The 21,254-nt window shown below is 63.0% G+C and carries 17 protein-coding genes; 14 read left to right on the plus strand and 3 right to left on the minus strand.

The window, feature by feature from the left end; all coding sequences use genetic code 11:
- Positions 1–74: 74 nt before the first annotated feature.
- Positions 75–890: a hypothetical protein gene (locus ABIC09_RS11235; RefSeq protein WP_354109284.1), complete on the plus strand. Its 816-nt coding sequence runs from the start codon at positions 75–77 to the stop codon at positions 888–890.
- Here ABIC09_RS11235 and ABIC09_RS11240 read toward each other — a convergent pair.
- Positions 887–1,762, minus strand: coding sequence for an SMP-30/gluconolactonase/LRE family protein (locus ABIC09_RS11240; RefSeq protein ID WP_354109285.1), 876 nt, complete (start codon positions 1,760–1,762; stop codon positions 887–889). The genes ABIC09_RS11235 and ABIC09_RS11240 overlap by 4 nt on opposite strands.
- 35 nt (positions 1,763–1,797) lie before the next feature.
- Positions 1,798–2,457 (minus strand): GntR family transcriptional regulator, encoded by a 660-nt coding sequence (locus ABIC09_RS11245; RefSeq protein ID WP_148752228.1) that lies wholly within the window; start codon positions 2,455–2,457, stop codon positions 1,798–1,800.
- A 229-nt stretch (positions 2,458–2,686) separates the two neighbouring features.
- On the opposite strand from ABIC09_RS11245, the gene ABIC09_RS11250 reads away from it, so the two are divergent.
- The 7 genes from ABIC09_RS11250 to ABIC09_RS11280 all read left to right on the plus strand — a co-directional run bounded on the left by ABIC09_RS11250 (position 2,687) and on the right by ABIC09_RS11280 (position 9,382).
- Complete coding sequence (locus tag ABIC09_RS11250; protein ID WP_354109286.1) at positions 2,687–3,706, plus strand: TRAP transporter substrate-binding protein; 1,020 nt, start codon at positions 2,687–2,689, stop codon at positions 3,704–3,706.
- Positions 3,707–3,780: 74 nt separating this feature from the next.
- Entirely contained in the window at positions 3,781–4,290 is a 510-nt protein-coding gene (locus ABIC09_RS11255) for a TRAP transporter small permease (protein WP_354034544.1), read from the plus strand.
- 61 nt (positions 4,291–4,351) lie between these two features.
- Positions 4,352–5,632 carry a TRAP transporter large permease subunit gene (locus tag ABIC09_RS11260; RefSeq protein ID WP_354109287.1) on the plus strand — a complete coding sequence of 427 codons (1,281 nt, stop codon included), beginning with the start codon at positions 4,352–4,354 and terminating at the stop codon, positions 5,630–5,632.
- A gap of 31 nt (positions 5,633–5,663) precedes the next feature.
- Positions 5,664–6,158, plus strand: coding sequence for a type II 3-dehydroquinate dehydratase (locus ABIC09_RS11265; RefSeq protein ID WP_148752220.1), 495 nt, complete (start codon positions 5,664–5,666; stop codon positions 6,156–6,158).
- Positions 6,159–6,172: 14 nt separating this feature from the next.
- Positions 6,173–6,829, plus strand: coding sequence for a hypothetical protein (locus ABIC09_RS11270; RefSeq protein WP_354109288.1), 657 nt, complete (start codon positions 6,173–6,175; stop codon positions 6,827–6,829).
- Entirely contained in the window at positions 6,829–7,647 is an 819-nt protein-coding gene (locus ABIC09_RS11275; RefSeq protein WP_148752217.1) for a sugar phosphate isomerase/epimerase family protein, read from the plus strand. The genes ABIC09_RS11270 and ABIC09_RS11275 overlap by 1 nt, the downstream gene beginning before the upstream one ends.
- Positions 7,648–7,663: 16 nt before the next feature.
- The gene (locus ABIC09_RS11280) at positions 7,664–9,382 is read left to right on the plus strand and encodes an FAD-dependent oxidoreductase (RefSeq protein WP_354109289.1); all 1,719 of its coding nucleotides are present in this window, start codon (positions 7,664–7,666) and stop codon (positions 9,380–9,382) included.
- A 63-nt stretch (positions 9,383–9,445) separates the two neighbouring features.
- Here ABIC09_RS11280 and ABIC09_RS11285 read toward each other — a convergent pair whose 3' ends face one another.
- A complete protein-coding gene (locus tag ABIC09_RS11285; RefSeq protein WP_354109290.1) occupies positions 9,446–10,645 on the minus strand; it encodes a M24 family metallopeptidase in 1,200 nt (399 codons plus the stop codon).
- Positions 10,646–10,914: 269 nt separating this feature from the next.
- Here ABIC09_RS11285 and ABIC09_RS11290 point away from each other — a divergent pair, with 269 nt between their 5' ends.
- From ABIC09_RS11290 to ABIC09_RS11315, 6 genes are all read left to right on the plus strand, one after another.
- A complete protein-coding gene (locus ABIC09_RS11290) occupies positions 10,915–12,423 on the plus strand; it encodes a glucan biosynthesis protein G (protein ID WP_354109291.1) in 1,509 nt (502 codons plus the stop codon).
- The gene (mdoH, locus tag ABIC09_RS11295) at positions 12,411–14,531 is read left to right on the plus strand and encodes a glucans biosynthesis glucosyltransferase MdoH (RefSeq protein ID WP_354109292.1); all 2,121 of its coding nucleotides are present in this window, start codon (positions 12,411–12,413) and stop codon (positions 14,529–14,531) included. The genes ABIC09_RS11290 and mdoH overlap by 13 nt, the downstream gene beginning before the upstream one ends.
- 448 nt (positions 14,532–14,979) lie before the next feature.
- Positions 14,980–16,011, plus strand: a complete 1,032-nt coding sequence (locus ABIC09_RS11300; protein WP_148749228.1) for a TRAP transporter substrate-binding protein — start codon at positions 14,980–14,982, stop codon at positions 16,009–16,011.
- A gap of 15 nt (positions 16,012–16,026) precedes the next feature.
- Positions 16,027–17,916 carry a TRAP transporter large permease gene (locus ABIC09_RS11305; RefSeq protein ID WP_148749229.1) on the plus strand — a complete coding sequence of 630 codons (1,890 nt, stop codon included), beginning with the start codon at positions 16,027–16,029 and terminating at the stop codon, positions 17,914–17,916.
- A gap of 22 nt (positions 17,917–17,938) precedes the next feature.
- Complete coding sequence (locus ABIC09_RS11310) at positions 17,939–19,582, plus strand: acyl-CoA synthetase (RefSeq protein WP_354109293.1); 1,644 nt, start codon at positions 17,939–17,941, stop codon at positions 19,580–19,582.
- A 242-nt stretch (positions 19,583–19,824) separates the two neighbouring features.
- Positions 19,825–21,225: an autotransporter outer membrane beta-barrel domain-containing protein gene (locus ABIC09_RS11315; RefSeq protein WP_354109294.1), complete on the plus strand. Its 1,401-nt coding sequence runs from the start codon at positions 19,825–19,827 to the stop codon at positions 21,223–21,225.
- Positions 21,226–21,254: the final 29 nt, after the last annotated feature.

Genomic DNA, 21,254 nt, shown 5'->3' on the forward strand with positions numbered 1-21,254 from the left:
CCGAGCAGGATGAACCTTCCGACCCTGCACGGTCACAAAGACTGGAGATCGCTCCCAGCCTTCCGGAATTTGCAATGAGATCGCTTGCCTTGCTCTGCCTGCTCGCCTTCGCCGCGCCCGCACATGCGGCCACGCCCGAGCAGCACTATCTCGATCTGCGCGACCGCTACATCGCAAAATTCTCCAAAGCCAAGGAGAGTGACGAGACCTTCAAGCAGCACGACGCGGCGCTTGACGAGCTGACCGGTGTGCTGCGCGGCCTGGTCGGTCCCGTCACGATCAAGGGGCTGCCGGCAGAGGGCAAATCGAACGCCGACACGCTGTTCAAGGGAGACTCGGGCTTCGGCCATCTCGACGGGCTCGGTTTCGCCTCAGAGGGCGACAAGCTTCAGGCCGTGGTGACCACGACCACTTTGCTTAAGCGCTGGCTGCGCGAGCACCGCGAGGACGGCATGCCGCAGGAGATCGATGCGGCGTTCAAGTCGGATCGCTTCTACTATCAAGCGATCCAGGACTCTGCCTTCGCCAAATATGCCGAGCTGCCGATCACCAAACCCACATCCGCGAGCGCCGCAGTCGCCGTGCTCGGCGTGCGCGGCAATGGCGACCTGAAAGGGCCGCCGCACGAGATCGACGTCGTCGCGATCCAGGGCGAGAAGGTGTTCTTCCTCGCCGCAACCGAGGCCGTGAAAACGGCCGAGATCCCGGCCTGCGAGAAGGTCTGGAAGCAGATGATGGCAAAAAAGGTCCCTCAGGATTCCATGGCTAGGGAAGACCAGGCGATGGATGCCTACACCAAATGCTTCGCCAGGGAGGCGCCGAGCCAGAGCTGGTACGCCGCGGCCGTCAAGAAGGCGCAGAGCCAGCTCGAGCTGCTGCCGCTGCGCTAACCGGCCAGGAAACGGTGTTCCGGCAGACCCTGCGCGACGCCGTGAATGGCAAGGACATGGCCCGCCTGAGGCTCGACGCTGAGCTGCCGCTGATCCAGGAATTTCCGCGCCGTCGTCACAAACAGCGTTTTGAGGTCGCTGCCTCCGAAGCAAAGGCAGGTCGGATTGGTGACCGGCAGCGCAATGACCGTGTCGATCGTCCCGTCCGGCCGATAGCGCGCCACCCGGCCGCCCGAAAAGAATGCCGTCCAGAGCCCGCCGGCAACGTCGACGCAGGCGCCGTCGGGTCGCTCGTGCGAGGCGCTGTAATCCGCAAACAGGCGTCTGTTGCGGATCACGCCGTCATCGAGATCGAAGTCGAACGCCCATGTGCGGTATCGCCGGGTGTCCGTGAAATAGAGCGTGCGATTATCAGGCGAGAACGCAATCCCGTTGGTGACGATGACATCGCCGAAGATGCGTGCCACCTGTCCGTCTCCGGTCACGCGATAGAGCGCGCCATTCGGGCGATGCAGCTGGTTGTCCATGGTGCCGATCCACAGCCGGCCACGGGCGTCGACGCGGCCGTCATTGAGGCGGTTGTCGAGGCCGCGTTCGACGTCGATGACGGTCTGCCGATGGCGGAGGGTCAAATCCTGCGCGAGCAGATGCGAACCGTCTGCCGCCAGGGCCTGGCTGCCGAGGAATTGGCAATCGTAGGAGGTCACGTGATGGGCGCCCGTCGCCGGGTCGAAGGACTGATGCAGCCTGCCGTCGATGTCGATCCACCACAGCTTGCGGGAACGGTCGCACCACAATGGCGTCTCGCCAAGGATATCCGTGTTGGCGATTGCGGTCTCGACCTTGCCGGAGGAAATCGAATTCATGGTCATGTCGACGATTTGATCTTGCGGGCAGGCGAGGGCGATCAGGCGTCCTTCCAGGAGGACAGGGCATGCGCGACGCAGCCATCGATGTGCTCGCTCAGCACGGCCCGGGCGCTCTTGATGTCGCGCTTCAACGCGCATTCCAGCAGCGCCTTGTGCTGGTTGATCGTCTCCGTGCCGCGATAGCGCAGCGCATAGCGGAAGTATTTGTCGAACACGACCGCGTGGGTATGCATCAACTCGCGCGAGCCGCAGCTCGAAATCAGCGCCTGGTGAAATTCACCGTCGTAGCGCTTGCGCAGCTCGGGATCGTCGCCCTCCCTCAGAACGGTGCGCTCGGTCGCAGCCAACTTGTGATGCGCCGAGACCACGCGGCCTTCCCACTCGACATCGCCGGCGCGGAACGACTCGGCCATGGCATGGTGCTCCAGCAGGATGCGCAGATCGGCGAGCTCACGCAGGTTCTGGATCGAGATCGGCGCCACCTCGAATCCGCGCTGGCCTTCGGCCACCACGAACCCCTCGGACGTGAGGCGATTGAGGATCTCACGCAGCGTCGAGATGCTGACGCCGTAGTCTTCCTTCATCGCATCGAGCCTGAGACGCCCGGAGGGCGTCAGCACGCCGAAAATGATGTCGGAGCGGATGCGCTGATAGCCGCTGTCGCCCGCCGACAAAGGCCGTTCCTCGAGTGCCGTCATGCCTTCTGATCCCGATTGTCCGGACCGCCGTTCGCCCTTGCTGCAGGCGAACCGTCAATGTTGCCAGCACTATAGCAGACTCAAAACATCTAACGTCTATAGAAATCTCATATGAAATTGATAATGTCGTTTGACATGAAAATATATCTATGATGTCTGAATAAGCTGAGGGTACGGAAAAATGAGCGCTTAAGCCGCCGTTCGTGCCCGAGGGAACAGGGAGGAAACGATGAGCTTGTTGGTACGGGCGCTGTCGGCGACGGCGATCTGCGTGGCGCTGACGGTCGGCGCATCCGCCGCGGATGACATCCAGGAGCGGACGATCAGGTGGGGGCACCTGAACAACACCGACCACCCCGTCAGCTTTGGCGTACGGAAATTCGCCGAGATCCTGCTGGCGAAGAGCGGGGGCAAGATGAAGGTCCGCGAGTTCGCGGCCTCACAGCTCGGAAACGAGTTGCAGCAGCAATCCGCGCTGCGCGGCGGCACTCAGGAGATGCTGTCGGCCTCGACGACATCGCTCGCGACGGTCATTCCGGAATTTGGTCTTATCGATTTCCCATTCCTGTTCAACACGACCGAGCAGGCCGATGCGCTCGCGACCGGCAAGTTCGGCACGGCAATGCTCGATACCTTGCCGTCGAAGGGGCTGATCGGCCTCGGCTATTGGGGCCTCGGCTTCCGCAACGTCACCAACAGCACTCGCCCGATCACCAAGCTCGAGGATTTCAGCGGCCTCAAGCTTCGCGTGATTCCGAACCCGGTCTATCTCGAGACCTTCGGCGCCTTTAAGGCCAATCCGGTCCCGATGGCCTTCGGCGAGCTCTATTCGGCGTTGGAGACCCGCACCGTCGACGGCGAGGAGAATCCCTACACGGTCATTCTCTCCAACAAATTCTACGAAGTGCAGAAATTCGTCTCCGCCACCAATCACACCTTCACGCTGAACATCATTCTGGTGAGCAAGATCTTCTGGGACAAGCTGTCGCCGACCGAGCAGCGCCTGATGCGGGAGGCCTATGAAGAGAGCCGCGGCTATCAGAAGGAACAGACGCGCCTTCAGACCGAAAAAGCGCTGGCGGAGTTGCAGGCCAAGGGCATGCAGTACAACGCAATCGCTCCCGAGGAGACCGAGCGCATGCGCAAGACGTCGCAGCCGGTCGCGGACAAGATTGCTGCCAGTCTTCGTCCCGAGACGGTGAAGCTCTTCAACGACGAAGTCGAGCGCATCCGCAAGGACGTGAAGTAGCCGACTTCTTTCATCACGCGGGCGGCGGAGCCGGCCAATGGCCTGCTCACCCCTCATTTGCCCGGACGTCACGCATGGCGCGAGCTCTTGACCTCTATTGCAGCTTCCTGAAGGCCGTCATTGCCGCGTGTCTTGCGGTCATGGTCGTGCTGGTGTTCGGCAACGTCGTTCTGCGTTACGGCTTCAACTCCGGCATCGCGATTTCCGAGGAGCTGTCGCGCTGGCTCTTGGTCTGGCTGACCTTCCTCGGCGCCATCGTCGCGCTGCGCGAGCACGCCCATCTGGGCGTCGATAGTCTGGTCCGGATGTTGCCAGCCTCCGGCAAGCGCATCTGCTTCGTCGCCAACTACTGCCTGATGCTGTTTGCCGATTGGCTGCTGCTCTCGGGCAGCTGGCGGCAGACCATCATCAACATCGACGACCGGGCGCCGGCGACCGGCCTGTCGCTCGGTATCTTTTACGCCGTTGGCGTGATCTTCGGCGCGTCGGCAGCGGTGATCCTTCTCTACGACCTCTTCCGTGTCCTCGCTGGGCAGGCCAGCGAAGCCGACATGGTGGCCATCAAGGAATCGGAAGAGCACTGATGTTGCCGCACCGAATCTTGCCGTTTGGCACGCGCATCCTGCAAACCACCAGGACCATGCCATGACGATTGCCGTCTTCACCTTCTCGCTGCTTGGCGCCATGGCGCTCGGCATGCCGATCGCCTTTGCGCTGATCGTTTGCGGCGTAGCCCTGATGAGCACGATCGACATGTTCGACGCCCAGATCGTGGCGCAGAACGTCATCAATGGCGCGGACAGCTTTCCGCTGATGGCCATTCCCTTCTTCATGCTCGCAGGCGAGGTCATGAACAAGGGTGGCCTGGCCAAGCGCATCGTCAATGTCGCTCTCGTTGCAGTCGGGCATTTTCGCGGCGGACTGGGTTACGTCACGATCCTGGCGTCCTGCATTCTCGCCTCGCTGTCGGGCTCGGCCGCGGCCGACGCCGCGGCGCTTGCGGCCCTTCTGGTGCCGATGATGGTGGCGGCTGGACACAAGAAGTCCTATGCGGCGGGCCTTGTGGCAGCCGGCGGCATCATCGCCCCCGTGATTCCGCCCAGCATCGGATTCGTCATTTTCGGCGTCGCCGCCGGCGTCTCGATCTCAAAACTGTTTCTGGCGGGCATCGTGCCCGGGTTGCTGCTCGGAGCAGGGCTTTGCCTCGCCTGGGCCTGGGTGGTGCGGCAGGAGAACCTGACGCCACCTCCGCGGGCCTCCTTGTCCGAGATGATGAAGGCCATCATCGACGGATTCTGGGCGCTGATGCTGCCCGTCATCATCGTGGTCGGTCTGCGTTTCGGTATCTTCACGCCCACGGAAGCTGCGGTCGTCGTCGCGGTCTATGCGCTGTTCGTGGCGACCTGCATCTATCGTGAATTGAAGCTGTCGCAGCTTTATGACGTGTTCGTTTCCTCCGCGGTGACGACGAGCATCGTGATGTTCCTGGTCGCGGCCGCGCTGGTGTCCTCCTGGCTCATCACCGTATCGGAGATTTCCGCACAGGTTGTCGATCTCCTGAAGCCATTCATGGGCAATAACACATTGCTGATGCTCGCGATCATGGTCGTGGTGGTGATCGTCGGCACCGCGCTCGACATGACGCCGACGATCCTGATCCTGACGCCGATCCTGATGCCGATCATCAAGGCGGCGCATATCGATCCCGTCTATTTCGGCGTGCTCTTCATCATCAACAATGCGATTGGCCTCATCACGCCGCCGGTCGGTGTGGTGCTGAACGTCGTTTGCGGTGTTTCCAGGATCAGCATGGAGGACATCATCAAGGGTGTCTGGCCCTTCATGATCGCGCAACTGATCGTCCTGTTCGCGATGGTCTTATTCCCCGGGCTGGTGACGATCCCGGCCAAGTGGTTCGGCGGCTAGTGTATCGGACATAACGGAACGGAGCAGGGCAATGGCCGCGAAAATCATGATCCTCAATGGGCCCAATCTCAATTTCCTCGGCATCCGGGAGCCGCATATCTACGGCCGGACGACGCTGCAGGAGATCGAGGCGAGCTGCCAGGCGCTGGCCGACCTGCTCGGCGCCTCGATCTCGTTCCATCAGTCCAACATGGAGGGCGAGCTGGTCGGCCTGATCCAGTCCGCTCATGGCAAGGCGGATGCGATCATCATCAACCCGGCCGGCTATTCCTTCACCTCGATCGCGCTGATCGATGCGCTGAAGATTTTCGAGGGCGTGAAGATCGAGTTGCATATCTCCAACATCCACGCGCGCGACGAGCTTCACCGCCATTCGATCACATCGGGCGCCTGCGCGGCCGTCATTTGCGGGCTGGGCCCATACGGCTATCTCGCCGCGATGCTCGCGGCCGTCCAAAAGCTCGGACAATTGCCTGCAACAATCCCGCCGGCTCTGCACGGGCTTGCGGCTGCGGGTCAGGCGTAAGCCAGGAGAACGCAATGCGCGGATCGGGATTTCTCGCCATCTGGAGCGACGTCGCGGCGCAGGACCTCACCGATTACCGGCACTGGCTGACGCGCGAGCACACCACGGAGCGCGTCACGACCAGGGGTTTCCTGGCATCGCGCGTCTTCCGCGCGATGCGGGACGACGTCAATCGCTTCTTCATCCTGTACGAGCTGGAAACGCCCGAGGTCCTCGATGGTGACGCCTATCTGGCGCGCCTCAACGCACCGACGCCGTGGTCGCAGCGCATCATGCCCAAGCTCGGCAATTTCATGCGGGGCGGCGGCACCATGGTGGCGCGGGCCGGGCGCGGCGAGGGGGCTACGATCACTGCGCTACGGATCGAGAAGCTGCCCGGGAATCCGCAAAAGTTGGCCGAGGCGCTCGTTGCATGCGACGGGGTCGCGGCCGTGCAGATCGGCGCGAGCGACGAGGCACGGACATCGGTGCCGACCACTGAGAAGGGCATGCGCAAGGAGGAGGGGTTCTTCTCAGGCCTTCTGTTGATCGAGGCGCTCGACCTGACCTCGCTGCAGGCCACCTTGCAGCAGGCGCGCACGATTGCGCCTGACGTTCTCGGCCGGGCGAGCGAGCCGGAGGTCTATCAAGGCATGTTCGCGCTCGACGCCCGCATCGCGGATTTCGGCTGATGGCAAGTTTCTCGCTCGCTGCCCTGACCGTGCTCGAGCTTGCGCCGCCCGAGATGATCGAGCTGGCGGCGCGCTGCGGCTACGAGACAGTCGGGCTGAGGCTGCTGCCAGCAACGCCGGGCGGAATTGCTTATCGCCTGATGGACGATGCACCGCTGCTGCGGGAGACGCTGGCGCGGCTGCAGTCGACGGGCGTGACCGTCGCCGATCTCGAAGTCGTTGCGTTCCGGCCGGAGACGGACGTTGCGTCCTTCACACCCTTCTTCGAGGCGGGTGCGCGCCTCGGCGCCAAGCATATCCTCGTTGCCGCCTACGATCCGGATCTGGCACGGTTTTCGGATCGCTACCGGCAGTTTTGCGAAGCGGCCGCAACGTATGGACTGACGTCCGATCTCGAATTCATGCCCTGGACCAGTGTTCCCGACCTCAAGGCCGCGATGCGGATCGTCGGCGATGTCGATCATCCCGCTGCCGGCATTCTGGTCGATGCGCTGCATTTCGATCGATCGCAGAGCTCCCTTGTCGATCTCCGCACCATCCCGGCGCGTCGGCTTCACTATTGGCAACTCTGCGACGGCCCGGCCGAACGTCCGGCCACGACGGAGCAGCTCATCCATGCCGCGCGTGAGGAGCGCATGTTTCCGGGCGAGGGTGCCATCGATCTTATTGGACTGACGAAGGCGATGCCGGACGACCTCACAATCAGCATTGAAGTCCCGACCGTTCAACTGGCGAAGACCGTTGATGCCGAAACGCGAGCGCGCCGGGCGCTCGCGGCGGGCAAGTCCGTGGTCGAGAGGGCGCGCGCGAATTCCTGAAGGAAGGGTGCTCCGGATGCCGCAAGGCGATCGCTGCTTTGCCGTTGAGACCGATCTGCTGGTCATAGGCGCCGGTGCCGCCGGCATGACGGCCGCGTTGGTCGGTGCCCTCGAAGGGCTCGATGTCATTCTTTGCGAAAAGTCGGACATGGTGGGCGGCACGACCGCGACTTCCGCCGGTACCGTCTGGATCCCGGGCAATCGGCAGGGACAACGCGCAGGCACCCCTGACACGATCGAGGCTGCGCGCACCTATCTCGCCGCGATGCTCGGCGCGCACGCGACAGACGAACGCCTGGACACATTCCTGAAAGTTGGCCCGATCGTTCTCGACTATCTCGAGCAGAAGACGAGCGTGCAGTTCGCCGCACCGCCGGTCCATCCCGATTACAAGAACCTGCCGGGCGCCGCGATCGGCGGTCGAGCGCTCGGTGCGGTGCCGTTCGATGGTCGCAAGCTCGGCAGCGACTTTGCCCGCATCGGGCCGCCCCGCCGGGAGTTCATGGCTCTCGGCGGCATGATGATCGGGAAGGCGGACATTTCGCCTTTGCTGGCACCCTTCCGCAACTGGACGAATTTTCGACACGTCGTCGGCCTTCTCACGCGCCATGCGCTGGATCGAATCCACCACAGGCGCGGAACGCGACTGCTCATGGGCAATGCGCTTGTTGCCAGACTATTTGACAGCGTCCGTCGCGCCGGCGTCGGCTTGCGATTTGAGACAGCACTTCACGAGATCATCTGCGAAGGCGACGCCATCGTCGGTGCCGCCTTGTCGTCTCCGGGCGGAGAGGTGGCTATACGTGCCCGCAAAGGCGTGGTGCTGGCGACAGGCGGTGTCGGCTGGAGCCGTGACCTTCGTGAGCGGTTGTTCCCGGACACCGCACGGCGCTTTTCGCTTGCGCCATCATCCAACACCGGAGACGGCATCCTCGCGGCCGAGCGTGTCAACGCCGTGATCGAGCGCGACCTCGAAAGCCCGGCCTTGTGGATGCCGAGCTCGGTGATGGCGCAGGCCGATGGCCATGTCTCGGTCTTCCCGCACATCATGCTGGATCGGGCCAAGCCGGGGCTGCTAGCCGTGAACAAATCCGGCCGCCGCTTCGTGAATGAAGCCGATTCCTACCACGACTTCGTCGCAGCGATGCTGCGCTCGAATGCGTCGGAAGCGTCAGCTACGCCGGCCTTCCTGATTTGCGACCGCAGCTTCATCAGGGATTTTGGTATCGGGCTGGTTCATCCCGGGACCAGGAATTTGAGTGGCTTCCTCGATGCCGGATATCTGATGGAAGGCGAAACCATCGAGGCGTTGGCCCGCAAGATCGGCGTGGATACCGACCACCTTGTGCAGACGGTCGAGCGATACAACGGCTTTGCAGAAACCGGGATCGACGAAGACTTCGGCCGAGGCTCCAGCGAACTGAACCGGTTCAATGGCGATCCCAGGGGCAAACCGAATCCTTGTCTGCGGCGGATCGGGCCAGGACCGTACTATGCGGTGGCCGTCTGGCCGTCAGACCTTGCCAGCAGTGCGGGTGTGCGCACGGATTTGTGCGGGCGGGTCTTGTCTCGCGACGGAAAGATACTGTCCGGCCTTTACGCGGTCGGGACTGATTCATCCTCGATCTTCCGCGGCACTTACCCGGGACCTGGCACAATGATCGGCCCGGCGATCGTGTTCGGTTGGTGCGCCGCAATGGATGCTGCGGGAACGCTACGCAGGTTTCTCGCCTGAAGCGTGGCTCCAAATCTTCGGGTCGCTCGCGACACTTCACAAGAAGTCGGGCTGAGAAATCCGTCAGCGCGTTAGGCTGCCGCCGAGATTCCACCCGCGGCCACCCTCGCCGAAAATCTCGTGCCCCGTCGGCGTCACCACGACCGTGTCCTCGAGCTTGATGAAGCCGCGCTTCGGATGCTTCATGGTGGTCTCGATCGACACCACCATGCCGGGCTCGAGCGGCAGCCGGGCATCGGTGTCGTCGTAGGGCACCGGACCCGTGGCTGTCAGGTGAGGGGCCTCGTGGCTGACGAGGCCCATGCCGTGGGCCAGGAAATCGGTGCAGCCGCGCTGGCTGATTCGGGCGAGCTGCCGCTCGGCCGCGACGTAGATATCGCCGCCCATGGTGCCCGGCTGGACCGCGGCGAAGGCCGCGCGCTGCACCGCCTCGATCTCGGCGAGATAGTCCTTCAGCTCCGTGTCGGGCTCACCGAGCACGGCCATGCGCGCGAGATCGCCGATATAGCCGTGATAATTGCCGCCGGAGTCGAGCGACAGCACATCGCCCTGCTCCCAGCGCTGCGACGACGGCGCCCGGTTGTGGCTGCTGCCGCAGGCGAGCAGGCAGTACTCGAAGGTCAGCCCGCGGTTGGCTTCGGCGACGCGCAACGCGTCCGACAATTGCTGCTTGGTGGTGCCCGGGCCGTGCTTGCCAATCACCTCCAGCATCGATGCGATCACGAGCTCCGAGGCTGTCTTGAGCTGCCTCAGCTCATCCGCCGACTTCACCGCCCGCAGCCGCTCCAGCACCAGCAGCGCGTCCTTGAGCTCGGCGCCGGGCAGGGCGTCGGCCAGCGCCTTCCCTGCGTCCATCGGCAGGAACGCCATCTCGACGCCGACCCGCTTCAGCGGCACGCCGGCATCCCGGATCAGCGCCACGGCGCGCGTGATCGCGTCGACCGAGCCGTTGGACTCCGTGCGGACCTGCGGCACCCAGGGCGGCGCGACGGCGCGCTGATGGGTCTCCAGCCGGTGGCCGATATAGACAGCCTTGTCAGGTGCGCCCTTGGGATAAACCAGCACCGGCAGATAGCGGCTGACGCCCATGGCATCCATATAGTCGAAGAAGATCGCGCGCTCGGCGCCAAGCAGGTACTGCACATTGTGCTTGGAGGTCGCGATCAGGACGTCGAGCCCTGCGGCCTCCATGAGACGATCGAGCTTGGCGGCATCGAATGGAATGGCGCGCGAGCTGCCGGCGCGGGCGACGTTCTCCTGCATGACGAACCTCCGTTTCTCGTTGTCGGCCGGTTTGAACGGCCTGTTCTCCCTACGAGATATTGATTGTAGGTCGAAGGCAAGGGTTTGGGCATCGTGAATTCAGCCGGCCTGGCGAGATCCCAACGCATTCCGGCTTTGGACCGGCGAACGTGCACCCAGGCGACATCTGGACCTTGATCGCCGCCCGCGCGCCGATTCGGCGGTGTCGGTGGAACTTGAACACGTCGAGACGGTTGCCTTGGCGGTCCGGAACCGAACGGGAAGAACAATTGAACCGCCGCCACTTCTTGGAAGCCTCGGCATTGATGCCATTGGCGACATCTCTACCGGGTGCATTCCCTGCGGCATTGGCGGAGGAGGTCCCGTTCGGGACCTCCTATGTGCGCGACCTAGCCCGCAATATGGCGAGTAAGCCGTTTGAGGCACCGGAGGAAAAGCTCCCGGACGGGATCAAGGATCTCGACTACGATCAGTATCGGTCAATTCGCTTCCTGCCGGAGCGGGCGCTTTGGCGCAGCGAGAAACTGCCCTTCGAGATCCAGTTTTTCCACCGCGGTTTTTTCTACAAGAACAAGGTCGACTTTTACGAGGTCTCTGGTGGACGAGCCGCGCCGATCCGGTACCGGCGCGACGATTTTGCGTTCGGCGACAAGATCGGCCCGGTGCCGGATGTCGATCTCGGATTTGCCGGCTTTCGCATTCACGCCCCGATCAACCGGGCCGACTACCATGATGAGGTTTGCGTTTTTCTCGGCGCCAGCTACTTCCGCGCCGTTGCCAAAGGCGAGACCTACGGGCTGTCCGCGCGCGGTCTTGCGATCGACACCGGCGAAGCCAAGGGAGAGGAGTTTCCCTTCTTCAAGGCCTTCTGGCTGGAGAAGCCCGCATCGGGTGCCACATCCATCGTGGTTCACGCGCTGCTCGACAGCAAGAGCGCAACCGCAAGCTACCGATTCACGATCAGGCCTGGTGCAAGCACGGTCTTTGACGTCGAGATGGCGCTTTATCCGCGGGTCGAACTGCAACATGCTGGACTTGCGCCGACGACGAGCATGTTCTTTTTCGGTCCGAACGATCGGCAGAATGTCGATGACTTCCGCCCCGCGGTGCATGACTCCGATGGCCTTGCGATATTCAACGGAAAGGGCGAGCAGCTCTGGCGTCCACTCAACAATCCTCGCGATCTGCAGACCGGCACGTTCAATGATCTCAACCCGCGCGGCTTTGGCCTGATGCAGCGAGAGAAGAACTTTTTTGCTTACGAGGACATCGAATCGCGCTTTGAGCGTCGGCCAAGCCTCTGGGTCGAACCGATAGGAGATTGGGGCGAGGGCAGCGTGGTCCTTTTCGAGATCCCGACCAAGGAGGAAATTCACGACAACATCGCTGCGTTCTGGCGTCCGAAAGCGGCCATTCCCGCCAAAAGCGAGAACAATTACACCTATCGGCTGCACTGGGGTCCCGATACGCCGAAACCGAATTCGCTGGCCCGATTTACCCGCACCGGCGTTGGCACGCGGGGCGAGGGCAGCAAGCTGTTCGTGCTCGAACTTGCCGGCGACAGGCTGAAAGAGGTCGATCCTGACAGGGTGAAGGGCGCCGTCAGCGCGGACAAATCCGAGATCAGCAATGTCGTCACACAGCCAAATCCAGAAACCGGCGGCTGGCGCCTGAGTTTTCAGTGCATCGTCAAGAATGCACCGATCGAGTTGAGGGCGGTCTTGATGCAGGGCGATCAACCAATATCCGAAGTATGGATTTATCGATGGGCGCCCTGACGACTTCGCCTGCGCTCGGGTCTGACCTGAGCGTTCGGTATCTCCCGGATGAAACGCCTCTCCCGATGCCGCCATGTCGATTGGACGGGAGCACCGATGCAAAGCTGACGCGACAGCGGGCCAGCGGAGCGGTTGCAGCGCGGCGCCTGTTCATTTTTTTCGGAACGATCGCGATTACCGCTGGGGGCGCCTTTGAGATGTACGATGTTCTCAAAGTTGGCGGCGTCACGGTACTCGAAGGGATTGTGCTTGCGCTATTCCTCGTGTTGCTCGCCTGGATCGCGTTTTCATTCATGTCTTCACTGGCGGGCTTCTTTGTGCTGCTGCGACGTCGACAGGATGTGCTGCCAATCGACAGCCACGGTCCGCTGCCGGCGATCACCGGCCGAACGGCCATGCTGTTGCCGACTTATAACGAGGATCCCCATCATCTCACGGCCCGGCTCCGCGCCATGCACGAGTCGATCGGCGAGACCGGACATGCCGCGTTGTTCGATTGGTTTCTTCTCAGTGACACGACGGACCCGGACATCTGGATCAGTGAGGAGCTTGCATTTGTGGAACTGCAGCGGAGCTGTGGTTCCGGCCGTCTCTACTATCGGCACCGGTCCGACAACACCGCTCGGAAGTCCGGCAACATCGCCGAATGGGTGAGGCGCTTCGGCGGCGCTTACGACTGCATGATCATTCTCGACGCGGACAGCCTGATGAGCGGAGATACCATCGTTCGGCTGGTGCACGCGATGGAGGCAAACCCACAAGCCGCACTGATTCAGACGCTTCCCATCGTCGTAAATGCGCGCACCCTGTTTAGCCGGCTTCAGCAGTTCTCCAGCCGTCTGTACGGCCCGTTGATCGCTGCCGGAAACGCCTGGTGGCACGTCTCCGAGGGTAACTATTGGGGACACAATGCCATCATCCGGACGAAGGCTTTCGCGCAGGAGGCAGGCTTACCCGAACTGCGCGGGAGGAAGCCGTTCGGTGGGCACATCCTTAGTCACGATTTTGTCGAAGCGGCACTGATGCGACGGGCCGGGTGGGGGATCTTCATGGCCCCCGCTCTGGGCGGCAGCTTCGAGGAGGTGCCGCCGTCATTGCTGGATTTTGCCGCAAGAGACCGCCGCTGGTGTCAGGGCAATCTCCAGCATCTCGCCGTTCTGCCGGCCCGCGGTTTACACTGGATATCCAGGCTTCACCTGTTGACCGGGATCGGCTCTTACCTGACCGCTCCGCTGTGGCTGCTGTTTCTATTGCTCGGAATTCTCATCTCTCTGCAGGCCTATTTCGTCAAGCCAGAATACTTTCCCAAAGGTTTTGCGTTGTTTCCGACGTGGCCCGCACAAGATCCCGTGCTTGCCGCCTGGGTCTTTGCCGCGACCATGGGGCTCCTCATTCTGCCGAAGCTATTGGCATATCTTGTTCTGCTCACGAAGCGTGCGGAACGGCAGGCCTTTGGTGGCGGATTTCGTGTCCTGGCAGCGGTCATCGCCGAGAGCCTGCTTGCAGCCCTGATCGCTCCGTCCATGATGATCTTTCAATCGACTGCCGTGGCGGAGATCCTGCTCGGGCGTGATGCCGGCTGGCAGGTGCAACGGCGAGGCGACGGCGGGATCAGGCGCGAGGAGGTCTATCGCAAATTCGCCGTCCCGAGTTTGTGCGGAATGGCGATGGCGGCAAGTGCCTACGCCGTTTCGCTGCCGCTGCTGCTCTGGATGTCGCCGGTGATCATTGGCCTCGCTCTTGCCATTCCGATCGGACTCGTCACGTCGGCACCAATGAGAATGGCGCGCCTGTTTGCGACGCCGGAGGATAATCTCTCGCCGACAGTGCTGAAGCGGGCGAGCGAGCTTGCCTGCTTGCCCCGGATCGAGATTCCCGGAGCCCTGTTGGCGCTCTGGCAAAACCGTGGGCTGTTGAGAGCGCATATGGAGTCACTGGAGCCGCCGCCGCGCAAATCGCGATGGATCGACGTGGACCTTGCGATTGCCCGCGCCAAGATTGAGCAGAGCGACAGTTTCGAAGAGGTCGTAGCCAGCCTCAGCGCGCGGGAGAGATTTGCCGTGCTGAAGCACCGGGTCGCCCTTGAGCAGGTCATGAAACTGCAGTGAGCCGCTGCGCGGCGCGCCGTTTTGCGGTTCAAGTCAGCCCGGTGCCTGAAGGTGCAGCGTTTTGCCGGGGCGGGCGCGACTTCACTTGACATCCACTTGGGCATTTACAGGCAGCTTGGTTTGGTTATCCCGTAATTCGCATAAGGTATATTATGGAATATATTTATATTCAATTAGATCAGTTATTTAGGTGGAGTTCCTGCCACCACGCCTTCGCTTCCAGTCGATTCTCCGGTCGACCACCAACCATCGTCCCGGCTCTTGGCGGCTACTGTGCATGGGGTTGTTTTGCGGTTTTTGAATCCAGCCCATCTGCCCAAAGCCGATATTGCCGCGACCTTGTCCGGCTGCAATAAGCGAGCTTCGCGAGATCGCAGATGACTGCCGACCAGACGTCTGTATAGGTTTGCGTCTCACAACAAGAACAAACTTCCGAGGAAGCAGACCCATGGTCTTTTCAACGCGTTTTTCCCGCCGCACGCTTCTCAAGGCCTCCGCCGCGACCGCCGTCTTCGGCGGCGTCAGCGCGCCTTATGTGGCCCGTGCCCAGGCCGCCGAGTTCTCCTACAAATATGCCAATAACCTGCCGGACACCCATCCGCTGAACGTGCGCGCCAAGGAGATGGCGGCCGCGATCAAGAGTGAGACCAATGGCAAGTTCGACCTCCAGATCTTTCCGAACAACCAGCTCGGGTCCGACACCGACATGCTGAGCCAGATCCGTTCCGGCGGCGTCGAGTTCTTCACGTTGTCGGGCCTGATCCTGGCAACGCTGGTGCCGGCGGCATCGATCAACGGCATCGGCTTCGCATTCCCGGACTACGACACGGTTTGGAAGGCCATGGACGGCGACCTCGGCGGCTATGTCCGCGGCGAGATCAAGAAAGCCGGCCTCGAGGTCATGGACAAGATCTGGGACAACGGCTTCCGCCAGACAACGTCGTCGAGCAAGCCGATCACGGGCCCGGACGATCTCAAGGGCTTCAAGATTCGCGTGCCGGTGTCGCCGCTATGGACCTCGATGTTCAAGGCGTTCGATGCCGCGCCCGCCTCGATCAATTTCAGCGAGGTCTATTCGGCGCTCCAGACCAAGATCGTCGAGGGCCAGGAGAACCCGCTGGCCATCATCTCGACCGCAAAGCTCTATGAGGTGCAGAAGTTCTGCTCGCTGACCAACCATATGTGGGACGGCTTCTGGTTCCTGGCCAACCGCCGCGCGTGGGAAAAGCTGCCGGCGGACGTGCGCACCGTCGTCGCCAAGAACATCAATGCCGCCGCCGTCAACGAGCGTGTGGACACGGCCAAGCTGAACGCCAATCTCCAGCAGGAGCTCGCGGCTAAGGGCCTGACCTTCAACCAGCCCACGGTCGCGCCGTTCCGCGACAAGCTGCGCGCCGCCGGCTTCTATGCCGAGTGGAAAGGCAAATACGGCGAGCAGCCCTGGGAGCTCCTGGAAAAGGCCGTCGGCAAGCTATCGTAACCCATCCAGGCCGTCATGGCTCATATCGAGGTTGAGGTGACCGAAGTGGTGGGCGAGGTGGCTGTGCAGTCCCCTCGCCGACCTTCGTTGCTGGCTTCGCTGGAGCGCATCCTCGGCCTCATCGTCGAAATCCCGGCAGCCATCCTGGTGGTCGCCGAGATCGTGATCCTGTTTGCCGGCGTGGTGGCGCGCTACGGTCTCCACCGGCCGCTGATCTGGTCCGACGAGCTCGCCTCGATCCTGTTCCTGTGGCTGGCTATGCTGGGCGCGGCGGTGGCGTTCCGCCGCTCCGAGCACATGCGCATGACAGCGATCGTCGCGAGCGCCAGGCCGGCGATGCGGGCCTATCTCGACCTCGTCGCGACCTGTGCCGCGCTTGCGTTCCTGGCGCTGATCGTCTGGCCGTCCTACGACTACGCCTACGAAGAGAGCTACATCACCACGCCGGCGCTCCAGATCTCGAACATGTGGCGCGCCGCTGCGCTCCCGGTCGGGATCTGCCTGATGGCGGCGTTTGCCTTGCTGCGGCTGCTGCGCGCGGCGGACTACCGGACGGTCGTGGCCGCCGTGCTGTCGGTCGCCGTCGTGATCGGTTTGTTCTGGCTGGCGGAGCCGTCGTTGCGACCGCTGGGCAATCTCAACCTCGTCATCTTTTTCGTCGGCGTCGCCGGCTTCTGCGTCTTTGCCGGCGTTCCCATTGCGTTCGGCTTTGGGCTGGCGATCTTCGGCTATCTGGCGCTGACCACGCGTACGCCGGTCATGGTGCTGGTCGGGCGGATGGACGAGGGCATGAGCCACCTCATCCTGCTCTCGGTGCCGCTGTTCGTGTTCCTGGGCCTCCTGATTGAGATGACCGGCATGGCGCGGGCCATGGTGGCGTTCCTGGCGAGCCTGCTCGGCCATGTCCGCGGCGGGCTGCACTACGTGCTGGTAGGCGCCATGTATCTGGTCTCAGGCATTTCCGGCGCCAAGGCCGCCGACATGGCCGCGGTCGCGCCCGTGCTGTTCCCGGAGATGAAGCAGCGCGGCGCCAAGCCCGGCGATCTCGTAGCGCTCCTTGCGGCAACTGGCGCCCAAACCGAGACCATCCCACCGAGCCTCGTGCTGATCACGATCGGCTCGGTCACCGGCGTCTCCATCGCGGCGCTGTTCACCGGCGGCCTCCTGCCCGGCGTGGTGCTTGCGGTCACGCTCTGCATGCTGGTGTGGTGGCGCTACCGTCACGAGGATATGAGTCATGTCCGCCGCGCCACGGGCAGCGAGATCGGCAAGACCTTCGTCATCGCCCTGCCCGCGCTCGCACTGCCCTTCGTGATCCGCTACGCCGTGGTCGAAGGCATCGCCACCGCCACCGAAGTCTCCACCATCGGCATCGTCTATGGCGCCCTCGTCGGCCTCCTCGTCTACCGCCGCTTCGACTGGCGGCGGCTGTTTCCGATGCTGGTCGAGACCGCGGCGCTGTCGGGTGCGATCCTCCTGATCATCGGCACGGCCACCGGCATGGCCTGGGGTCTGACCCAGTCCGGGTTCTCGCGCTCGCTGGCATCAGCCATGACGGGATTGCCCGGGGGACCGGCGGCCTTCATCGCCGTCTCGATCCTGGCCTTCACCATCCTCGGCAGCGTGCTGGAGGGAATCCCGGCGATCGTGCTGTTCGGGCCGCTGTTGTTTCCGATTGCGCGTGCCGTCGGGGTGCACGAGGTCCACTACGCGATGGTGATCATTCTCGCCATGGGCATCGGATTATTCGCCCCGCCCTTCGGCGTCGGCTATTATGCCGCCTGCGCCATCGGACGCGTCGATCCGGCCGAGGGCATCAGGCCGATCTGGGGTTATCTGCTGGCGCTGCTGGTGGGATTGATCATCGTCGCGGTCTTCCCGTGGATTTCGATCGGATTCCTGTAAGGCGGTGTGAAGGAGGGTGTCGATGCGTGAGAGCCAGTACAATATCGGCCTGGACAAGACCCCTGCCAACTATGTGCCGCTGAGCCCGCTGAGCTTCCTCGCGCGCAGCGCCGCCGTCTATCCCGATCACGTCAGCACCGTCTACGAAGGCCGCAGCTTCACGTGGGCCCAGACTTACGAGCGCTGCAAGCGCTTTGCCTCTTATCTTGCCGGCAAGGGCATTGGCGTTGGCGACACCGTCGCGGCGATGCTGCCGAACATCCCGGCGATGAACGAGGCGCATTTCGCGGTGCCCATGACGGGCGCCGTGCTCAATGCGCTCAACATCCGTCTCGACGCGCCCTCGATCGCGTTTCAGCTCGACCATGGCGGCGCCAAGATCATTCTGGTCGATCCCGAGTTTTCGAGCGTGATCACCGATGCGCTGGCGCAGATGAGCGGGCCAAAGCCATTCGTGATCGACGTCGACGATGCCGTCTTCAAGGGCGGCAAGCGCATCGGCGAGATCGAATATGAAGCGGCGGTTGCGCAAGGCGATCCCGGCTTCACGGCGATTCCGCCCGAGGACGAATGGGACGCGATCGCGCTGAGCTATACCTCCGGCACGACAGGTAATCCAAAGGGCGTCGTCACCCATCATCGCGGCGCCTATCTGAACGCCATCAGCAACATCCTCGCGGGCCAACTCGGCCAGCATCCGGTCTATCTCTGGACCCTGCCGATGTTCCACTGCAACGGCTGGTGCTTTCCGTGGACCATCGCGGCAGCTGCCGGCATCAATGTCTGCCTGCGCAAGGTCGAGCCGACAAAAATCTTCGAGCTGATCAAGGCCCACGGCGTCACCCACATGTGCGGCGCGCCGATCGTCTACAACACGCTGATCAATGCGCCCGACGCACCCAAAGCCAACGCGGCCCGCCGCGTCGTCGGCCTGATCGCAGGCGCCGCGCCGCCAGTCGCGGTGCTGGAGGGTGCGGAAAACATCGGCATCAAGCTCACGCACGTCTATGGCCTGACCGAGGTCTACGGCCCCGCCTCCGTCTGCGCCGAGCAGCCCGGCTGGGATGAGCTTCCAGCGCCCGAACGGGCGCGCATGAAGCGGCGGCAGGGTGTGCCCTACCCGCTCGAGGAAGGCGTCACGGTCATCAATCCGCAGACCATGCAGGAGGTGCCGCGTGACGGCGAGACAATCGGCGAGGTCATGTTCCGCGGCAATATCGTGATGAAGGGCTACCTCAAGAACGAGAAGGCGACGAAGGAAGCCTTCGAGGGCGGCTGGTTTCATACCGGCGATCTTGGCGTGCTCGACGAGCACGGCTACGTCATCATCAAGGACCGCTCCAAGGACATCATCATCTCCGGCGGCGAGAACATCTCGTCGGTCGAGGTCGAGGACATCCTCTACAAGCACCCGGCCGTGCTGTTCGCCGCCGTGGTCGCAAAGCCCGATCCGAAATGGGGTGAAGTGCCCTGCGCCTTCGTCGAATTGAAGGACGGTGCGAGCGCGAGCGAGGCCGACATCATCGCCTTCTGCCGTTCGCATATGAGCGGCTTCAAGACGCCGAAGGCCGTCGTGTTCGGACCGATCCCGAAGACGTCGACGGGCAAGATCCAGAAATTCCTGCTGCGCAACGAGGTCGGCTCGGCCAAGGCGATTACAGCCTGAGTGCGTTCCGGTTTCAGACACATGTAGAAACACGGGCCGCAACGATCGCGCGTCGTCCCGAAACGATTGTGACTGTTCGACGACATCAGGACATCACAGGAAAAGATTGGAAAACATTAGAGACGCATTTACGTTTCTCTCCCGTCGGATTCGCTGTTTCCACCTGATTCGCCGCGCAGGCAGCGCGGCCGGCGACCGGCGCGGTTGGGGCGTTTCATGCGGTTGGTGTCGTGAGCACAGACGTGCGTGCGCGTCTGGCGCTGCTGCTATTGACGGCCGGATTGCTGCTGCCGCGCGCGGCACATGCCCAAGTCTTGCGTGAGTACGGCGCTTTCGCAGGCTCCGAGAATTTTGGCTATCCCGGTCCGAACGCATCTGGCGGCGGCTTTGGCAATTTCGGCGGCGGCAATAATTTTGTTGGCATGGGTGGCCCGATGCTCGGCCCCCCGCCGCAGGCCTCGGCTCTTGGCGGCGTGCCCCACGGCAATGGAAATGGTGGCGGCGCCGGGATGCAGCCGAACTATGGCTGGAACGCCGAGCCTCCAGGTTTCGCCGCCGCAGGCAGGTTTGGCATGCGGCGGGCGTTTGGCGGTGGCTCCGCTGCTGCTTCGTCGCAGACCGAGACGGCGCAATCCACGTTCCTGGCGATGACGCAATTCACGCAGGCCCTGCTGGATCCAGCCATCGACGGGCGCGGCATCGGCCGACCCGAATTCGACTCGGAGCTTTCGGCCTATGCCGATCCCGGTAACGACCGCACGCATGGCGGCATCGGGCGCGAAGCCTATGAGGCCATCTACGGCAAACCATCGCTCGCGGCTCCGCACTGGAGCATCTGGGCCTCAGGTATCGGTGGCTCGCAGATGACGACTGGCGGCAACGGCTCGGTCAGCCGGAGCTTTGCCACGGCGGTTGGCGCCGACTACTCGCTCTCGCCGCAGACGCGGGTGGGTTTTGCGCTCGCCGGCGGCGGCACCGGCTTTGCCAGCAATTTGTCCAGCGGCCGCTCCGACCTGTTCCAGGCCGGCACCTTCGTCAGGCACACGATCGGCGCGGCCTATGTCGCGACCGCGCTGGCCTATGGCTGGCAGGCCATCACCAGCGATCATCAGGTGACGCCGGCCGGCGGCGACCAGCTCTCCCCGGCCGTCAACGCCAATGCCTATTCCGGTCGTATCGAAAGCGGCTACCGGATTGCGACGCCATGGCTCGGCATCACGCCTTACGCGGCCGGCCAGATCACCATGTTTCGCCTGGCCACCAACCCCGGCCAGCCGGCCTACGCGGCCGACCCATCCGCGACGACCTCCGGCAGCAACAGCTTCACCGACAGCCGCAGCGAGCTCGGCCTGCGCGCCGGCACGTCGTTCCTGCTGGCTGGGGGCCTCCTCGACTTGCGTGGACGTCTTGCCTGGGCACATGATTTCAGCGCGACGCAATCGATGCCGGCGGTGCTCCAGGCCGTATCCCCTCAAGGCTTCGTCATCGGCAGCACCGCGATTGCGCCGAACTCGGCGCTGACGGGCGTATCGCTCGAGCTGCGAGCGCTCAACGGATGGTCGGCCGCAGCAACTGTCGACAGCGAGCTATCGAGCCTTGTACGCTCCTGTACCGGCAAGGCTGTCCTGCGTTACACTTGGTGATCTCGCCATTTTGTCGATGGAAGCGAACG

This window comes from Bradyrhizobium sp. S3.12.5 (genome assembly GCF_040548225.1).
Taxonomy (GTDB): Bacteria; Pseudomonadota; Alphaproteobacteria; order Rhizobiales; family Xanthobacteraceae; genus Bradyrhizobium; species Bradyrhizobium cytisi.